Source organism: Sphingomonas sp. SRI_018 (assembly GCF_057586275.1).
This window is the reverse complement of record NZ_JBYCZO010000001.1, coordinates 2273961-2288151: the sequence shown is the minus strand read 5'-3', so window position 1 is coordinate 2288151 and position 14191 is coordinate 2273961. Positions and strand designations below refer to the sequence as shown.

General features: G+C 69.3%; 19 protein-coding genes. 11 read left to right on the top strand and 8 right to left on the bottom strand.

Annotated elements, in window-relative coordinates; translation table 11 throughout:
• The first annotated feature begins 2 nt into the window (after positions 1–2).
• Complete coding sequence (locus AC2YHA_RS10660) at positions 3–1700, top strand: acyl-CoA dehydrogenase family protein (protein WP_487401481.1); 1698 nt, start codon at positions 3–5, stop codon at positions 1698–1700.
• Positions 1701–1875: 175 nt separating this feature from the next.
• Here the strand turns inward: AC2YHA_RS10660 and AC2YHA_RS10655 are convergent, their stop codons facing one another.
• From AC2YHA_RS10655 to AC2YHA_RS10625, 7 genes are all read right to left on the bottom strand, one after another.
• Positions 1876–2304, bottom strand: a complete 429-nt coding sequence (locus AC2YHA_RS10655) for a VOC family protein (RefSeq protein WP_487401480.1) — start codon at positions 2302–2304, stop codon at positions 1876–1878.
• Between the two features lie 24 nt (positions 2305–2328).
• A complete protein-coding gene (gene mgrA, locus AC2YHA_RS10650) occupies positions 2329–3360 on the bottom strand; it encodes an L-glyceraldehyde 3-phosphate reductase (protein WP_487401479.1) in 1032 nt (343 codons plus the stop codon).
• On the bottom strand, positions 3360–4049 hold the full coding sequence (gpmA, locus tag AC2YHA_RS10645) for a 2,3-diphosphoglycerate-dependent phosphoglycerate mutase (RefSeq protein ID WP_487401478.1): 690 nt from the start codon (positions 4047–4049) through the stop codon (positions 3360–3362). The genes mgrA and gpmA overlap by 1 nt, the downstream gene beginning before the upstream one ends.
• A gap of 151 nt (positions 4050–4200) precedes the next feature.
• Positions 4201–5322 carry a M14 family metallopeptidase gene (locus AC2YHA_RS10640; protein ID WP_487401477.1) on the bottom strand — a complete coding sequence of 374 codons (1122 nt, stop codon included), beginning with the start codon at positions 5320–5322 and terminating at the stop codon, positions 4201–4203.
• On the bottom strand, positions 5319–5924 hold the full coding sequence (locus AC2YHA_RS10635) for a DUF4136 domain-containing protein (RefSeq protein WP_487401476.1): 606 nt from the start codon (positions 5922–5924) through the stop codon (positions 5319–5321). Before AC2YHA_RS10635 ends, AC2YHA_RS10640 begins: the two co-directional genes overlap by 4 nt.
• Positions 5921–6475 carry a DUF4136 domain-containing protein gene (locus AC2YHA_RS10630; RefSeq protein WP_487401475.1) on the bottom strand — a complete coding sequence of 185 codons (555 nt, stop codon included), beginning with the start codon at positions 6473–6475 and terminating at the stop codon, positions 5921–5923. Before AC2YHA_RS10630 ends, AC2YHA_RS10635 begins: the two co-directional genes overlap by 4 nt.
• A 75-nt stretch (positions 6476–6550) precedes the next feature.
• Positions 6551–7582 (bottom strand): D-cysteine desulfhydrase family protein, encoded by a 1032-nt coding sequence (locus AC2YHA_RS10625; protein WP_487401474.1) that lies wholly within the window; start codon positions 7580–7582, stop codon positions 6551–6553.
• 151 nt (positions 7583–7733) lie between these two features.
• Between AC2YHA_RS10625 and ykgO the strand changes: the two genes are divergently transcribed.
• Genes ykgO through AC2YHA_RS10605 form a run of 4 tightly spaced genes read left to right on the top strand, consistent with a single transcriptional unit; the run spans position 7734 to position 9215 of the window.
• Positions 7734–7859 (top strand): type B 50S ribosomal protein L36, encoded by a 126-nt coding sequence (ykgO, locus tag AC2YHA_RS10620; RefSeq protein ID WP_055755695.1) that lies wholly within the window; start codon positions 7734–7736, stop codon positions 7857–7859.
• Between the two features lie 3 nt (positions 7860–7862).
• Positions 7863–8480: an HAD family hydrolase gene (locus AC2YHA_RS10615; protein ID WP_487401473.1), complete on the top strand. Its 618-nt coding sequence runs from the start codon at positions 7863–7865 to the stop codon at positions 8478–8480.
• A 40-nt stretch (positions 8481–8520) separates the two neighbouring features.
• Complete coding sequence (locus AC2YHA_RS10610; protein ID WP_233785428.1) at positions 8521–8823, top strand: type II toxin-antitoxin system Phd/YefM family antitoxin; 303 nt, start codon at positions 8521–8523, stop codon at positions 8821–8823.
• The gene (locus AC2YHA_RS10605; RefSeq protein WP_487401472.1) at positions 8820–9215 is read left to right on the top strand and encodes a type II toxin-antitoxin system VapC family toxin; all 396 of its coding nucleotides are present in this window, start codon (positions 8820–8822) and stop codon (positions 9213–9215) included. Before AC2YHA_RS10610 ends, AC2YHA_RS10605 begins: the two co-directional genes overlap by 4 nt.
• On the opposite strand, the gene pyk is transcribed toward AC2YHA_RS10605, so the two are convergent.
• Positions 9191–10660, bottom strand: a complete 1470-nt coding sequence (pyk, locus tag AC2YHA_RS10600; protein ID WP_487401471.1) for a pyruvate kinase — start codon at positions 10658–10660, stop codon at positions 9191–9193. The genes AC2YHA_RS10605 and pyk overlap by 25 nt on opposite strands.
• A 69-nt stretch (positions 10661–10729) precedes the next feature.
• Here pyk and AC2YHA_RS10595 point away from each other — a divergent pair, with 69 nt between their 5' ends.
• The 6 genes from AC2YHA_RS10595 to AC2YHA_RS10570 all read left to right on the top strand — a co-directional run bounded on the left by AC2YHA_RS10595 (position 10730) and on the right by AC2YHA_RS10570 (position 14191).
• On the top strand, positions 10730–11086 hold the full coding sequence (locus AC2YHA_RS10595) for a DUF1244 domain-containing protein (protein ID WP_487401470.1): 357 nt from the start codon (positions 10730–10732) through the stop codon (positions 11084–11086).
• A gap of 53 nt (positions 11087–11139) precedes the next feature.
• Complete coding sequence (locus AC2YHA_RS10590) at positions 11140–11379, top strand: DUF2312 domain-containing protein (protein WP_233785432.1); 240 nt, start codon at positions 11140–11142, stop codon at positions 11377–11379.
• A gap of 28 nt (positions 11380–11407) precedes the next feature.
• Positions 11408–12151: a YebC/PmpR family DNA-binding transcriptional regulator gene (locus tag AC2YHA_RS10585; protein WP_436813010.1), complete on the top strand. Its 744-nt coding sequence runs from the start codon at positions 11408–11410 to the stop codon at positions 12149–12151.
• Positions 12152–12302: 151 nt separating this feature from the next.
• Positions 12303–12788, top strand: a complete 486-nt coding sequence (ruvC, locus tag AC2YHA_RS10580) for a crossover junction endodeoxyribonuclease RuvC (protein ID WP_233785434.1) — start codon at positions 12303–12305, stop codon at positions 12786–12788.
• A gap of 171 nt (positions 12789–12959) precedes the next feature.
• Positions 12960–13556, top strand: coding sequence for a Holliday junction branch migration protein RuvA (ruvA, locus tag AC2YHA_RS10575; RefSeq protein WP_487401469.1), 597 nt, complete (start codon positions 12960–12962; stop codon positions 13554–13556).
• A 74-nt stretch (positions 13557–13630) separates the two neighbouring features.
• Positions 13631–14191 carry an RcnB family protein gene (locus AC2YHA_RS10570; protein WP_233785436.1) on the top strand — a complete coding sequence of 187 codons (561 nt, stop codon included), beginning with the start codon at positions 13631–13633 and terminating at the stop codon, positions 14189–14191.

Below are 14191 nucleotides of genomic sequence, written 5' to 3'. Positions count from 1 at the left end.
TCATGCCCTTCACCCCCGCCGTCGCCGAGCAGCGCTTCGTGCTCGACCATATCGCCCGCATCGGCGAGCTCGGCGTCGACCACGACATCCTCGACGCGGTGCTGGAAGGGGCGGGCCAGTTCGCCGCGGGCGAATGGGCGCCGCTCGACACCATTGGCGACACCATTGGTGCGAAATGGACCGAGCGGGGCGTGGTGATGCCGGAGGGCTATGCGGCCGCCTATAAGGCCTATGTCGAGGGCGGCTGGGGCACGATCGGCTCGCCGGAGGCGTTCGGCGGCCAGGGCCTGCCCTTCTGCCTCGCCGCCGCCGTGCTGGAGACGCTGGGCAGCGCCAACATGGCATTCGCGCTCGCCCCGACGCTGACCGTGGGCGCGATCGAGGCGCTCACCCACCACGGCACGCCCGAGCAGCAGGCGCGCTACCTGCCGAAGCTCGCGACCGGGGAATGGACCGGCACGATGAACCTCACCGAGCCGCAGGCCGGCAGCGACGTCGGCGCGCTCCGCACCCGCGCCACCCCGCGCGGCGACGGGACGTTCAGCATCCAGGGCACCAAGATCTTCATCTCGTTCGGCGACCACGACATGGCGGACAACATCGTCCACCTCGTCCTCGCCCGCACGCCCGACGCGCCGGCCGGCACCAGGGGCCTGTCGCTGTTCCTCGTCCCCAAATACCGCCTCGACGCCGCCGGCAATCCCGGCGAGCCCAACGACGTGCGCACCGTCTCGATCGAGCACAAGATGGGCCTCCACGCCTCGCCGACCTGCGTGCTGAGCTTCGGCGACAACGGCGACTGCGTCGGCGAGCTGATCGGCGGCGAACTGGGCGGCATCCGCGCGATGTTCACGATGATGAACAACGCCCGCCTCAACGTCGGCCTCCAGGGCGTGCAGGTCGCCGAGCGCGCGACGCAGAAGGCGGTCGAGTACGCCCGCGAGCGCATCCAGTCCGCGCGCGCCTCGGCGCCGGGGGCGGGGCCGGTCGCGATCGTCGAGCACCCCGACGTCCGCCGGATGCTGATGCGGATGAAGGCACAGACCCAGGCCGCCCGCGCGCTGGTCTATCTCGCCGCCGCCGAGGTCGACCGTGCTGCGGGCGGCGACGCCGAGGCCAAGGCGCGCCTCGACCTGCTCACCCCGCTCGCCAAGGCGCACGGCACCGATCTCGGCAACGAGGTCGCGAGCCTCGGCATCCAGGTTCACGGCGGCATGGGCTATATCGAGGAGACCGGCGCGGCGAAGTACTTCCGCGACGCCCGCATCACCCCGATCTACGAGGGCACCAACGGCATCCAGGCGGCGGACCTCGTCGGCCGCAAGCTCGGGCTCGACAACGGCGGCGTGCTGGCCCGGCTGGTGGCGGACATGCGCGCCGAGGCGGAGGCGCCGGCTCTGCGCGAGCTGATCGATGCATGCGAGCAGGTCGCCCGCTCGCTACTGGCGGCCGAGATCGACGACCGGCTGGCGGCGAGCTACCCGTTCCTGACGATGCTCTCGGTCGCCGTGTGCGGCTGGCTGGTGGAGCGGCAGGGCCGTGTTGCCGCGGGCAGCGAGGAGCCGTTCCTGCGGATGAAGACCGCGACGGCGCGCTTCTACGTCGAGCAGATCGTGCCCGAGGCGCTCGGCCTCAAGGCCGCGGCGACGGCGAAGGCGGATGCGCTGTATGCGGTCGACGCGGAGACGTTCGCCGCTTAGCTCGATTGCGGACAACACTAAATTTCGTCACCCCGGACTTGTTCCGGGGTCCACCGGGCAACCAGCGCGGGTTTCGAGAATCGGGCTGGAGCCTCGACACCTATGCTTGTGGAGGAGTGGATGCCGGAACAAGTCCGGCATGACGCTTAAGGTGCGGTTCCTTCGCTCCTCTGGATCACGGCCCAGCGAATCGCACGTTACCCTCCGCATCGATCGGCCAGCTCGGATTCCACGCGATCTCCCACGCATGGCCGTCGGGATCGGCGACATAACCGCGCACGCCGCCATGCGGCGGCGCCTCGGCCGGCCGCAGCAGCCGCCCGCCGGCCGCGACCAACCGGTCGATCAGCGGCGCGACCGCGTCCTCGCTGCCGACATTATGGGCGAGCGCGAAGGCGCCGGGGCCGGGCCCCGCCTGCTCCTGCCGATCCTCGTCGAGCGCGGTGCCTCGCCATATGCCGAGCACGATCCCGTTGAGCTGATAGAAGGCGATCTCGTCGTTCTCGAACACCGGCTGCCAGCCGAAGCCTTCGGCATAGAAGCGGCGCGAGCGGGCGCCGTCTGCGGTGCCGAGCGTGATGACTGAAACATAGGGCTGAACCATCGGCCTCTCCTCCGTCGCCCCATCTCAGTAGCTCGCCGACTCCCGCCAGTAGTCGGTGCCGCCATCGACGGCATGACGGTCGATCTCCGCCAGCTCCTCGCCGGTGAAGTCCAGCCGCGCCGCCGCATCCAGCGAGTTGTCGAGCTGCTCGACCGTGCGCGCGCCGATCAGCGCCGAGGTGACGCGCGGATCGCGCAGCGCCCAGGCGATCGCCATCTGGGCGAGCGTCTGGCCGCGCCGCTCGGCGATGGCGTTCAACGCGCGGATGCGCGCGAGGTTCGCCTCGGTCAGCACGTCCTTGCCGAACGATCCGCCGCGCGCGGCGCGCGTGTCCTCCGGGATGCCGTTCAGGTATCGCGAGGTGAGCAGCCCCTGCGCGAGCGGGGAGAAGGCGATGCAGCCGGCACCGAGCTCCTCAAGCGTGTCGAGCAGCCCATTCTCGATCCAGCGGTTGAACATCGAGTAATTGGGCTGATGGATGAACAGCGGCACGCGCTCCTCGGCGAGGATGCGTGCGGCCTGCCGGGTCAGCTCGGGCGAATAGCTGGAGATGCCGACATAGAGCGCCTTGCCCTGCCGGTGGAGATGCGCGAGCGCGCCCATCGTCTCCTCGAGCGGGGTCTTGGGATCGACGCGGTGCGAATAGAAGATGTCGACATAATCGAGCCCCATCCGCCTCAGCGACTGGTCGAGGCTGGCGATCAGGTACTTCCGGCTGCCGCCGATGCCGCCATAGGGCCCCGGCCACATGTCCCAGCCCGCCTTGGTCGAGACGATCAGCTCGTCGCGATGGGCCGCGAAGTCGCCGGCCATCATCCGGCCGAACATCTCCTCGGCCGATCCGTAGGGCGGGCCATAGTTGTTGGCGAGGTCGAAATGGGTGACGCCACGGTCGAAGGCGCGGCGCAGGATCGCGCGGCCGGTCTCGAACACGTCGACCCCGCCGAAATTCTGCCACAGCCCTAGCGAGATCGCCGGCAGGTCGATGCCGCTGCGGCCGCAGCGGCGATAGGGCATCGCGCCGTCATAGCGATCGGAGGCGGGGACGTAGGTCATCAGGCGCGCTCGGACAGATAATAGCGGTCGGTTGGCCTGAGATCCGTGTCGAGCTCATAGACCATCGGCTGCCCGGTCGGGATCTCCAGCCCGGTGATCTCCGCGTCCGAGATGCCCGACAGATGCTTGACCAGCGCGCGCAGCGAGTTGCCATGCGCGGAGATCAGCACGCGCTTGCCCGCCCGCAGCTCCGGCGCGATCCGCTCCTCCCAATAGGGGAGGACCCGCGCGATGGTGTCCTTGAGGCTCTCGGTCTGCGGGATCGGCACCCCCTTGTAGCGCTCGTCCTTGGCGAGGTCCCACGGCGAACCTTCCTCCGGCAGCGGCGGCGGCACGTCGAAGCTGCGGCGCCACAGCTTGACCTGCTCGTCGCCGTGCTTCGCCGCGGTCTCCGCCTTGTTGAGGCCGGTCAGCCCGCCATAGTGGCGTTCGTTGAGCTTCCAGCTCTTCTCCGTCGGCAGCCACAGCCGGCCCATCGCCTCCAGCGCCAGGTTGAGCGTCTTGATCGCACGCGTCTGGAAGCTGGTGAAGGTGAGGTCGAAATCGAGCCCCGCCGCCTTCATCGCCTCGCCCGCGTCCCAGGCCTCCTTCTCTCCCAGCTCGGTCAGGCCGACGTCCCACCAGCCGGTGAAGCGGTTCTCCAGGTTCCAGGCCGACTGGCCATGGCGGATGAGCACGAGCTTGGGCATGTGAACTCCTTGAGAGTGGGGCCTACCCCAACCCCGTTCGGGCTGAGCTTGTCGAAGCCCCGTACTTCTTCTTTCCCGGCGCGCCGATAGTAAGAAAGACGGCCCTTCGACAAGCTCAGGGCGAATGGAAAGGGTGGTTCGAACCGGGGCCCTAAACCTCGTCGATGAACCCCGCGAGCGTATCCAGGCACGCATGTCCCAGCCGCTTCGACCGCTCCGGCGACCAGCCGAACTCGGCGTCCGGATTCGGATCATGGTCCTTGAACGGCATCTCCAGCGTCATCGCCACCGCGCCGTAGCGTTCGGCGAGCTGGTTGGTCGACATGCTGAGATTGGCCTTGCCCGGCGCGGCCTTCTCATAGCCCTTCTCGGTCTGGAAGTCGGGCGTCGCCGCCGCCAGCCGCCGGCCATATTCGTAGAATTTGTCGCCGAGCGCATCGGTCCAGCCGGGGATGCCTTCGAAGCCGGCGAGGAAATTGGCCGGGATCGCCTCGTCGCCGTGCACGTCCATCGCGAAGTCGACGCCGGTCTCGTCCATCGCATTGCGTACGCACAGCACTTCGGGGCTCCGCTCCAGGCTCGGCGTATGCCATTCGCGGTTGAGGTTCACGCCCGCGGCGTTGGTGCGCAGGTGCCCGCGGAAGCTGCCGTCCGGGTTCATGTTGGGCACGACGTGCAGCGTCGCCTTCTCGCGTAGCGCCCGCGCGGTCGGATCGCTGAGGTCGACCAGCTTCTCGAGCGCGCCTTCCATCCACCATTCCGCCATCGATTCGCCGGGATGCTGGCGGGCGTAGAGCCACACCTGCTTGGGGCCCTCGCCCAAGCGCAGATAGTCGATCGCGCGCCCGTCGAGGCTCTGCCCGAGCTCGCGATGGGTGACGCCGGGCTGCAGCGCGATGCGCGCGACCAGATCGTCGTGCCGCTCCATCGAATAGGGCGCGAAATAGGCGAACCAGGCGAGCTCGGTGTCGAAGCGGTGCGTCCAGGTGAGGACGCCGTCCACGTAGTTGGTGTCGGGCGCCATCCGCCACGCGATGCGGTCGGTCGACACGCGCGCCTTGTACCCCGGCCAGCCGAACGGGTAGGCCGATCCGGCGCAGTTGACGATGCGGAAGGTCAGCGTCCGTCCGCGCGCGCCGGCAACGCGGAAGTGGAACCACTGGTAGAAATCGGAGAGATGGTCGCGGACGATCTCGAGGTCGACGCGGTCGCCCTCCTGCCCGACCACGCGAATGTTGCCGCTGTCGAACGCGGCCGAGATCTGGATGGTCATGGCACGCTGATAGTGATGCCCGACTCTCCAGGGAACCCCTTGAACAGCGCGCCGGCCAGAATGTCGGCGGTCGAATCGGGCTGGCCGGCGCGTTCGATGCCCTGCCGCTGCGCGCGCCCTTCCCAGATCGTCGTCCCGTCGCTGCGCCGGCGCAGCTGCACCGCCAGCTCGGTCGCGAGGATCGCGCGCCGCTTGCCGCGGCCGATGCCGGTGGCGGTGCTGATCCCGCCGCCGACCCCGGTGCGGCGCCCGAAGCTGGCGCCGCCGATGCCGAGGCCGATGGAGAAGGGCGGCGGGCTCTCGACATAGCCGGCGTCGGTCCGGCGAAAGGCGACCGCGGCGATATATTGCGAGGTCGATCCCTGCGGCGCTGGCTGGAAGCCGAGCTTGGCGAGCTCGCCCGCCACCGCGTCGGCATAGAGCTGGTATTCGGGACTGACCGTCTGGTTGGTCGACAAGGGCTCCACCGTCACCGTACCCGCTGCGATCGGCTGGCCGAGGTGGTAGCGGGTGACCTCGCTGGGGCCGCTTCGGCCGCCGCCGGTGGTCGCGCAGCCGGCCAGCGCCGCCGCCAGGATCAGGATCGCCGCACGCTTCATCATGGCACGCTCACCGATTGGTTGGTTTCACCAGGAAAATTCCGGAACAGCGCCTGCGCCAGCTTCGGCGCGACGGTCGCGGGGGCGTCATTGCGCGTTCCCGCCACCTGCGCCGTGACCGCGCGGCCTTCCCACGCCGGCTGGTCCTCGCCGCGCCGGAGGATGCGGACCTGCAGCTCGGTCGCCATGAGGTTGCCGACGCGCGACTTGTCGGAGGGCAGGGCGACGCCCAGCGTGGCGCCGACGCCTCGGCCCGTCGTGCCGGGGCTCGCGCTCGTGCGATCGACCGGCACGTCGGAGGTCACGGCGCCCCGGGCGGTACGCGTCACCGTCACGCTCGCCACGTAGCGGCCGTGGCCGGCGCCGGGCAGCGCGGTAAAGCCCTTGTCGATCAACACCTGCTCGACCGCGTCGGCGAACACCCGGTCGGCGGTGGAGGGCTTTTCCGCCGACAACTCGATGGAGACGGTGCCGGGCGTCACCTGCGCGGCTTCCGCCGCCTGGGCCGGCGCCAGCGCCGCGCTCGCCGCAGCCAACATGGTCAGCAAACCCATAACGCTCCTGCCTCCATGGGCGCGGGCGCGCCTGGGGATCAACCGTTACGCCTGCGTCCCCGTTCCCTCAAGTGCCTACGCGGCAGGACGAAAAGTGCTCCGATAGGCGAACAGTCCCGGCGTGCCGCCGGTCATCACGAACAGCACATGCGATCCGGGCGCGAAGGCGCCGTCGCGCACGGCCGCCAGCAGGCCGGCGAAGGCCTTGCCGGAATAAACCGGATCGAGCAGCAGCCCCTCGGCCCGCGCCATCAGCCGCACTGCCTCGACCATGGCATAGGTCGGAATGCCGTAGCCCGGCCCACGCTCGTCGCCGATCACGTCGATGGCCTCTTCGTCGATGACGGCGCCGGCATCGATCAGCGCCAGCGTCGCCCGCGCCTTGTCGATCGTCGTGCGGCGGCTCGCCTCCTCGTCGGCGAGCACGGCATAGGAGGTCACTACCGCCGGCGATCGCCCGAGCGCGGCATAGCCGGCGGCGAGGCCGGCATGGGTGCCGGCGCTGCCGTTCGCGACGATCACGCGGTCGAACTCGACGCCCAGCTTCTCGGATTGCCGAACGATCTCGTCGGCGCAGGCGGCATAGCCCAGGCATCCGACCGGCGACGATCCGCCGGACGGCGCGACATGCACCTTGCGCCCCTCGCGCCGGAGCGTCGCGGCCCGCTCCTCGGCATAGGCGAGCGAATCGGCCGAGCCTGGCAGGTCGTGGATGGTGGCCCCGAACAGCTCGTCGAGCAGGACGTTGCCATTCTCGGTATAATCCGCCTCCTCGCGCGGCACGCTGCGTGTCAGCACCAGTTCCGCGGCAAGCCCGACCCGCGCCGCTGCCGCGGCGCTGAGTCGCGCATGGTTCGACTGGCGCGCGCCGACGGTGATGAAGGTGTCGGCGCCGTCCGCGATCGCGGCGCCGAGCAGGAACTCGAGCTTGCGCAGCTTGTTGCCGCCGCCGCCGATCGGCGTCAGGTCGTCGCGCTTGGCGTAGAGGGCGACGCCCTTCGCCGCCTCGCCCAGCGCCTCCTCGATCCGGTGCAGCCGCTGGATCGGCGTTGGCCCATCGATCAGCCGGGTGCGGGGGCGGTCGAGAAGGGCGGTCTCCAGGTCCATGCGCAATCCTCGTACTGGCGTTTCGCCGCAGATGCGCCTTGCATGGGCGTTGCACAACCGTCCCGCCCCGCCTTGACTTGTCGGGGTCGCGCCGCTAGGCGGGCGCCTCATTTTTCCAGCGAACATCGCCAGGCACGAAACGGGATCGGTCATGAAGATCGTGAATTCACTGAAGTCGCTCAAGGATCGGCATCGCGACAATCGCGTGATCCGCCGCCGCGGGCGCATCTACGTCATCAACAAGACCAACCGCCGCTTCAAGGCCCGCCAGGGCTGAGTCGTGGGGGACAGGGTCCGCGCCGTCATCTTCGATGTCGGCAACGTCCTGTTCCACTGGCATCCGCGGTTCCTCTACGAGCGCCTGATCGCGGACGATCGGGCGCTCGACGCGTTTCTGCGCGACGTCGTCACCCATGAGTGGCACTTCCAGCACGACGCCGGCCGCCCCTTCGCCGAGACCTCGGCCGAGCTCGTCGCGCGCTTCCCTGAGCATGAGCCGCTGATCGCCGCCTGGGGTGAGCGCTTCACCGATTCGATGGACCGCCCGGTCGCCGGGATGCTCGAGCTGGTGCAGGAGCTGGACGAGGCCGGCGTCCCGCTGTTCGCGATCACCAATTTCTCGGGCGAGTTCTTCCCCCAAGCCCGCCGGCGCTGGCCGGAGACCTTCGACCGCTTCCGCGACATCGTCGTCTCGGGCGACGAGAAGCTGCTGAAGCCCGATCCCGCCATCTACCGCCTCGCGCTCGCCCGCTTCGGCCTGGAGCCGGGCGAGGCGCTGTTCGTCGACGACAATCCCGCCAACGTCGAAAGCGCGAGGGCGGTCGGCATCCACGCCGTGCTGTTCACCGACGAGCTGGCGTTCCGGGCGGAACTCGGCCGGGTGGGGTTGCTTGTCTGAACGGCTTTCCGTGTGTACATTGTGTGCACGGAGATGAATCATGGAAATGTCGGTTCGCGAAGCCCGCGCCCAATTCGCCGCCGCCCTTGCGGCTGCGGAGCGTGGTGAGCGCGTGACCATCACCAAGAACGGACGCCCGGTCGCGGAGCTGGGGCCGCCCTCCGCGGCGCAGCCGAAGCGCAAGGGTGGGATCGATTGGGAACGGGTTGAGCGCGTCCGCAAGGAAATGGGCTTGGACAAGCTGCCTCCATTACCCGACGGATGGCAGGAGGAGTTCGACGACCCCGCGTTCAGTCGCGAAGTTCTGGGGCTCGATGACGATTGGGAGCCTTATCGGCCTTGAGCGTCCTGCTCGATACCCATTTCGTGATCTGGCTCGCCAAGGACGGCGCGGAGCTGACGCCGCGCGAACGAGCATTTCTCGACGCGCAGGAGGAGCGCGCCTGGATCTCGGCGATCTCGATCTGGGAGCTGAGGATAAAATGGTCGAAGGTGAGCCGAAACGGCGAGCGCAAGGGCGCGCTGGCGCCCGAAGCCGCGATGCTTTTCGCCGACCGGGCGGGCATTGAGGTCGTGCCGATCACCGGAGTTGACTGCACGATGCCGCTCCGCACGCCGCTCTCGCACAAGGACCCCTTCGACGAGATGCTGCTGGTCCACGCCCAGCAACGCGGTGCGCGGCTGCTCACCCGCGACAGCGACCTGCAGGGTCACCCGTTGGTCGTGTCGCTGTAGCGCTTCAGCTCGTCGCCGATCACGCGCACCACGTGGAGCACGTTGGTGCTCCCCGGCGTCCCGAACGGCACGCCCGCGCAGACGACCACACGGTCGCCCGCCGCGGCGATGCGATGACGCAGCGCCATGCGCTTGGCCTTGGCGACCATCTCCTCGAAATTGCCGACGTCGCGGGTATGGACCGCATGCACGCCCCACAGCAGCCCCAGCCGCCGCGCGGTCTCGATCTTGGGCGTCAGCACCAGGATCGGCACCGACGGGCGCTCGCGCGCGATGCGGCGCGCGGTCGAGCCCGACATGGTGAAGCAGATGATCGCGCTCGCCGACACGATGCCGGCGATGCTCTTCGCCGCCTCGGCGAGCGCGTCGGCGGTGGTCGGATCGGGCTTGGTGATGGTGAAGTGCACGCGGTCGCCGTGCGCGGGGTCGCGCTCCACCGAATCGGCGATCGAGTTCATCATCGCGACCGATTCGACCGGCCAGGCGCCCGCCGCGCTCTCGGCCGACAGCATGATCGCGTCGGCGCCGTCATAGACCGCGGTCGCGACGTCGGACACCTCGGCGCGGGTCGGCGTCGGCGCGGTGATCATCGATTCGAGCATCTGCGTCGCCACCACCACCGGCCGGCCCATCCGCCGCGCAGTCTCGACGATGCGCTTCTGGAGCGGCGGCACCGCCTCGGGCGGCAGCTCGACGCCCAGGTCGCCGCGCGCCACCATCACCCCGTCGCAGCCCTCGACGATCTCCTCGAGCCGCGACACCGCGGAGGGCTTCTCGATCTTGGCTAGCAGCGCCGCGCGCCCCTCGATCAGCCGCCGCCCTTCGGCGAGGTCCTCCGGCCGCTGCACGAAGCTCATCGCGATCCAGTCGACCCCCTGGTCGAGCGCGAACGCCATGTCGCTGCGGTCCTTGGGCGTCAGCGCCGCCAGCGGCAGCACCACGTCGGGAACGTTGAGCCCCTTGGAGTTGGACAGCGGCCCGCCGACCACCACCTCGGTGATGATCTGCTCCTGGTCGTGCTCCAGCACCTTCAGCACCAGCTTGCCGTCGTCGAGCAGCAACCGCGCGCCGGGCTCGATCGCCGCGAAGATCTCCTTGTGCGGCAGCTCGACGCGGGACGAATCGCCGGGTTCGGTCGAGCGGTCGAGCAGGAAGCGCTGCCCGGTCTCCAGCGTCACCCGCCCCTCGGCGAACCTGCCGACGCGCAGCTTCGGCCCCTGCAGGTCGGCGAGGATGGTGGTCGGCCGGCCATAGGTCTTCTCGAGCGCGCGGATCGCCTCGATCACCGGCGCCTTCGACGCCTGGTCGCCATGACTCATGTTGACGCGGAAGGCGTCCGCGCCGGCCACGAACAGCTTCTCGATCATCTCGGGCGTGTTGCTCGCGGGGCCGAGCGTGGCCAGCACCCGGACCTTTCGGGAGCGCGGGTGGATCGTGCGGGTCATGCTGGGCTCCTGTCGCTTGCGTGGGCGCGTCTAGCGTCTATTGCGAACGGATCAACCGGAGAACGGGCAATGGACGAACTGGACGCCTTGGACGACCGCGTGGCCGCCACCGCCTTCCGCCGGCTGGTCCGGCACCTGCGCCGTCGCAGCGACGCGCAGAACGTCGACCTGATGGGCCAGGCCGGCTTCTGCCGCAACTGCCTGGCCGACTGGATCGGCGAGGCGGGGCATCTCGACAAGGCGCGCGCCCGCGAGATCGTCTACGGCATGCCATTCGAGGAGTGGAAGGCGAAGCACCAGGGCGAGGCGACGCCGGAGCAGCTCAAGCGCATGGAGGAGAGCATCGCCCGGAACGCCGCGCTCGACGAGGCGCTGGAGGAGAGCTTTCCGGCGAGCGATCCGCCGTCGATGACGGAGCCCCGTTGAGCCCGCGGGCAGCTTCGCCTACAGGCGCCGCTCAACCCGATGGAGATACATGAATGAGCGAGGTTATCGCCGCCGATCAGCTGCGCCTTTTGATCGAGCGCATCGAGCGGCTTGAGGAAGAGAAGCGCGGCATCGCCGACGACATCAAGGACGTCTATGCCGAGGCCAAGTCGACCGGCTTCGACGTGAAGACGATCCGGACGATCATCAAGCTGCGCAAGATGGAGAAGCATCACCGCGACGAGGCGGAGGCGCTGCTCGAAACCTACAAGGCCGCGCTCGGGCTGGCCTGAGCCACTTTTCCTGGTCTAGAGACGAGCCATGGCAGGCCATTCCAAATTCAAGAACATCATGCACCGCAAGGGCGCGCAGGATAAGAAGCGCTCGGGCATGTTCTCCAAATTGAGCCGCGAGATCACCGTCGCGGCCAAGATGGGTCTCCCCGACCCGGACATGAACCCGCGCCTGCGCGCCGCGGTCAACGCCGCCAAGGCGGCGTCGATGCCCAAGGACAACATCCAGCGCTCGATCGACAAGGCGAGCCGCGGCGATGCCGAGAATTACGAGGAGGTCCGCTACGAGGGCTTCGGCCCCGGCGGCGTCTCACTGATCATCGAGGCGCTGACCGACAACCGCAACCGTACTGCCACCAACGTGCGCACCGCGGTCAGCAAGAACGGCGGCAACCTCGGCGCCTCGGGTTCGGTCAGCCACGGTTTCGACCGCATGGGCCTGATCACCTATCCGGCGAGCGCGGGCGACGCCGAGAAGGTGTTCGAGGCCGCGCTGGAGGCGGGCGCAGAGGACGTCAGCTCGAGCGAGGACGGCCACGAGATCTGGACCGCCCAGGCCGACCTGCACGAAGTCGCCAAGGCGCTCGAGCCGGTGCTGGGCGAGGCCGAGGCGGCCAAGCTCGCCTGGCGTCCCCAGACGATGGTCGAGGTGGGCGAGGGCGACGCCGCGACGCTGTTCAAGCTGATCGACGCGCTGGACGACGACGACGACGTCCAGACCGTGTGGGGCAATTACGAGGTTCCCGACGAGGTGATGGAGAAGCTGGGTTGACCCAAATCCTCCCCGAGCTCGCTCGGGGAGGGGGACCGCCGACCGCAGGTCGGTGGTGGAGGGGCGGCGCGCCAGCGCCGGCTTTCGCCGTCGCCCCCTCCACCATGCTGCGCATGGTCCCCCTCCCCGAGACAAGCTCGGGGAGGAACGGGTGCTGATCCTCGGCCTCGATCCCGGCCTCGGCACCACCGGCTGGGGCCTGATCCGCGCCGAGGGCAATCGTCTCAGCCACATCGCCAACGGCCGCCTCGTCACCGACACCGCGGCCCCGCTGCCGCGCCGGTTGGCGCACCTCGACACGATGCTCGCCGCCCTGATCGCCGATCGCGCTCCCGATGCCGCCGCGGTCGAGGAAGTCTTCGTCAACGCCAACCCGCAATCGACCCTCAAGCTCGGCCAGGCCCGCGGCGTCGTGCTCTGCGCCGCGGCGCGCGTCGGGATCGACGTCGGCGAATATGCTGCGCGGCTGGTCAAAAAGGCGGTGGTCGGCGTCGGCAATGCTGAGAAGGCGCAGGTCCACGCCATGGTCACGCGGCTGCTGCCCGGCGCAAAGATCGACGGCCCCGATGCGGCCGACGCCCTCGCCGTGGCGATCTGCCACGCCCATCACGCGGCGACGGCACGGCGGATCGGGTGAAGCCGGGACCGGCATTTCCCGCTTTCCTACATCATATCGTTCCTGTTACGTACCGAACATGACCGGCTCGCCGACCGCACCCTGGACCGTCCTCTTTCCCGGCGCGTGCCCTGCGGAAGCCGACGCTTATGTCGTTTTCCCGGAACTTTTGGAACCTTCGGGGCGGCCGGCGTGATCGCGCACCTCAAGGGCATTTTGACCGCCACCGCCTCCGACCACGCCGTGATCGACGTCGGCGGCGTCGGCTATCTGGTCGGCGCATCGGCGCGTACGCTGTCGGCGCTCGGTGCAGTCGGGGATGGCGTCACCGTGCATACCGAGATGCTGGTCGGGGAGGACTTCATCCGCCTGGTCGGCTTCGCCACCGCCGAGGAGCGCGACTGGTTCCGCCTGCTCACCGGCGTGCAGGGGGTGGGCGCGCGGGTCGCGCTGGCGATCCTCTCCGCATTGGCGCCGGAAGAGCTTTCCCGCGCGGTGTCTGCGCAGGACAAGGCGATGGTCGCCCGCGCCAACGGCGTCGGCCCCAAGCTCGCCGAGCGCATCGTCCGCGAATTGAAGGACAAGGTCGGCGGTATCGCGATCGGCGGCGGCGCGGCGTCCGCGGCTGCCGCCGGCAGCGCCGCGGCCGATGCGCTGTCCGCGCTCGCCAACCTCGGCTTCCGCCCGGCCGAGGCGTCGAGTGCGGTCGCGGCAGCGGAGGAGGAACTGGGCCCCGGCGCCGGCCTCGACGCGCTGGTGCGGCTCGCGCTCAGGAAAGCCGCGAAATAATCGGAACTTGTTGCGACTTGCCAACAACCGTTCCGAGGCATAGCCTCCGCCGCGACCAAGTCAGGAGGGCGTGTATGAAGCGGCTTCTTCTTGTGACGACCAGCGCATTGCTGGTGTTTCCCGACATCGCGATGGCGCAGGCGACGACCCGGCCCGCTCCCGGCCAGGAACGGCCGGTCGGCCGGCCTCAGGTCCAGCCGCCGCGGCCCAATCCCGGTCAAGGCGTGAGGCCGCCGCAGCCGCCGCGGCCCAATCCGGGCGGACCCTCCATCCAGCCGCCGCGCCCCAATCCCGGCGGACCGGCGATCCAGCCGCCGCGGCCGGGTCCGGGCCATGGCGTCCGCCCGCCGCGGCCGCGTCCGCCGCATCGGCCGGGCTATCGTCCGCCGAACTTCCGACCGCTTCCGGCGCCGGTATTCCGCTATCCGCGCGGCTATCGCTACCGGCGCTGGTCGATCGGCCTGCTGCTGCCGAGCCTGTTCCTGTCGTCGGCCTATTATTACAACAACTACGGAAACTTCGGCTTCGGCCCGCCGCCGCGCGGCCATCGCTGGGTCCGCTACGGCCCTGACCTCCTGCTGGTCAACGTCCGCACGCGGCGCATCGTCGACGTGATCTACGGCGCGTTCCGATGA

Excerpts from the sequence above, each read along its gene's own strand:
- ykgO (WP_055755695.1), top strand. The coding sequence starts at position 7,734 with ATGAAGATCGTGAATTCACTGAAGTCGCTCAAGGATCGGCATCGCGAC.
- AC2YHA_RS10635 (WP_487401476.1), bottom strand. The coding sequence starts at position 5,924 with ATGATGAAGCGTGCGGCGATCCTGATCCTGGCGGCGGCGCTGGCCGGC.
- AC2YHA_RS10570 (WP_233785436.1), top strand. The coding sequence starts at position 13,631 with ATGAAGCGGCTTCTTCTTGTGACGACCAGCGCATTGCTGGTGTTTCCC.
- AC2YHA_RS10590 (WP_233785432.1), top strand. The coding sequence starts at position 11,140 with ATGAGCGAGGTTATCGCCGCCGATCAGCTGCGCCTTTTGATCGAGCGC.
- AC2YHA_RS10625 (WP_487401474.1), bottom strand. The coding sequence starts at position 7,582 with ATGGACCTGGAGACCGCCCTTCTCGACCGCCCCCGCACCCGGCTGATC.
- mgrA (WP_487401479.1), bottom strand. The coding sequence starts at position 3,360 with ATGACCTACGTCCCCGCCTCCGATCGCTATGACGGCGCGATGCCCTAT.
- pyk (WP_487401471.1), bottom strand. The coding sequence starts at position 10,660 with ATGACCCGCACGATCCACCCGCGCTCCCGAAAGGTCCGGGTGCTGGCC.
- AC2YHA_RS10655 (WP_487401480.1), bottom strand. The coding sequence starts at position 2,304 with ATGGTTCAGCCCTATGTTTCAGTCATCACGCTCGGCACCGCAGACGGC.
- AC2YHA_RS10610 (WP_233785428.1), top strand. The coding sequence starts at position 8,521 with ATGGAAATGTCGGTTCGCGAAGCCCGCGCCCAATTCGCCGCCGCCCTT.
- AC2YHA_RS10630 (WP_487401475.1), bottom strand. The coding sequence starts at position 6,475 with ATGGGTTTGCTGACCATGTTGGCTGCGGCGAGCGCGGCGCTGGCGCCG.
- gpmA (WP_487401478.1), bottom strand. The coding sequence starts at position 4,049 with ATGCCCAAGCTCGTGCTCATCCGCCATGGCCAGTCGGCCTGGAACCTG.
- AC2YHA_RS10640 (WP_487401477.1), bottom strand. The coding sequence starts at position 5,322 with ATGACCATCCAGATCTCGGCCGCGTTCGACAGCGGCAACATTCGCGTG.
- AC2YHA_RS10585 (WP_436813010.1), top strand. The coding sequence starts at position 11,408 with ATGGCAGGCCATTCCAAATTCAAGAACATCATGCACCGCAAGGGCGCG.
- AC2YHA_RS10595 (WP_487401470.1), top strand. The coding sequence starts at position 10,730 with ATGGACGAACTGGACGCCTTGGACGACCGCGTGGCCGCCACCGCCTTC.
- AC2YHA_RS10660 (WP_487401481.1), top strand. The coding sequence starts at position 3 with ATGCCCTTCACCCCCGCCGTCGCCGAGCAGCGCTTCGTGCTCGACCAT.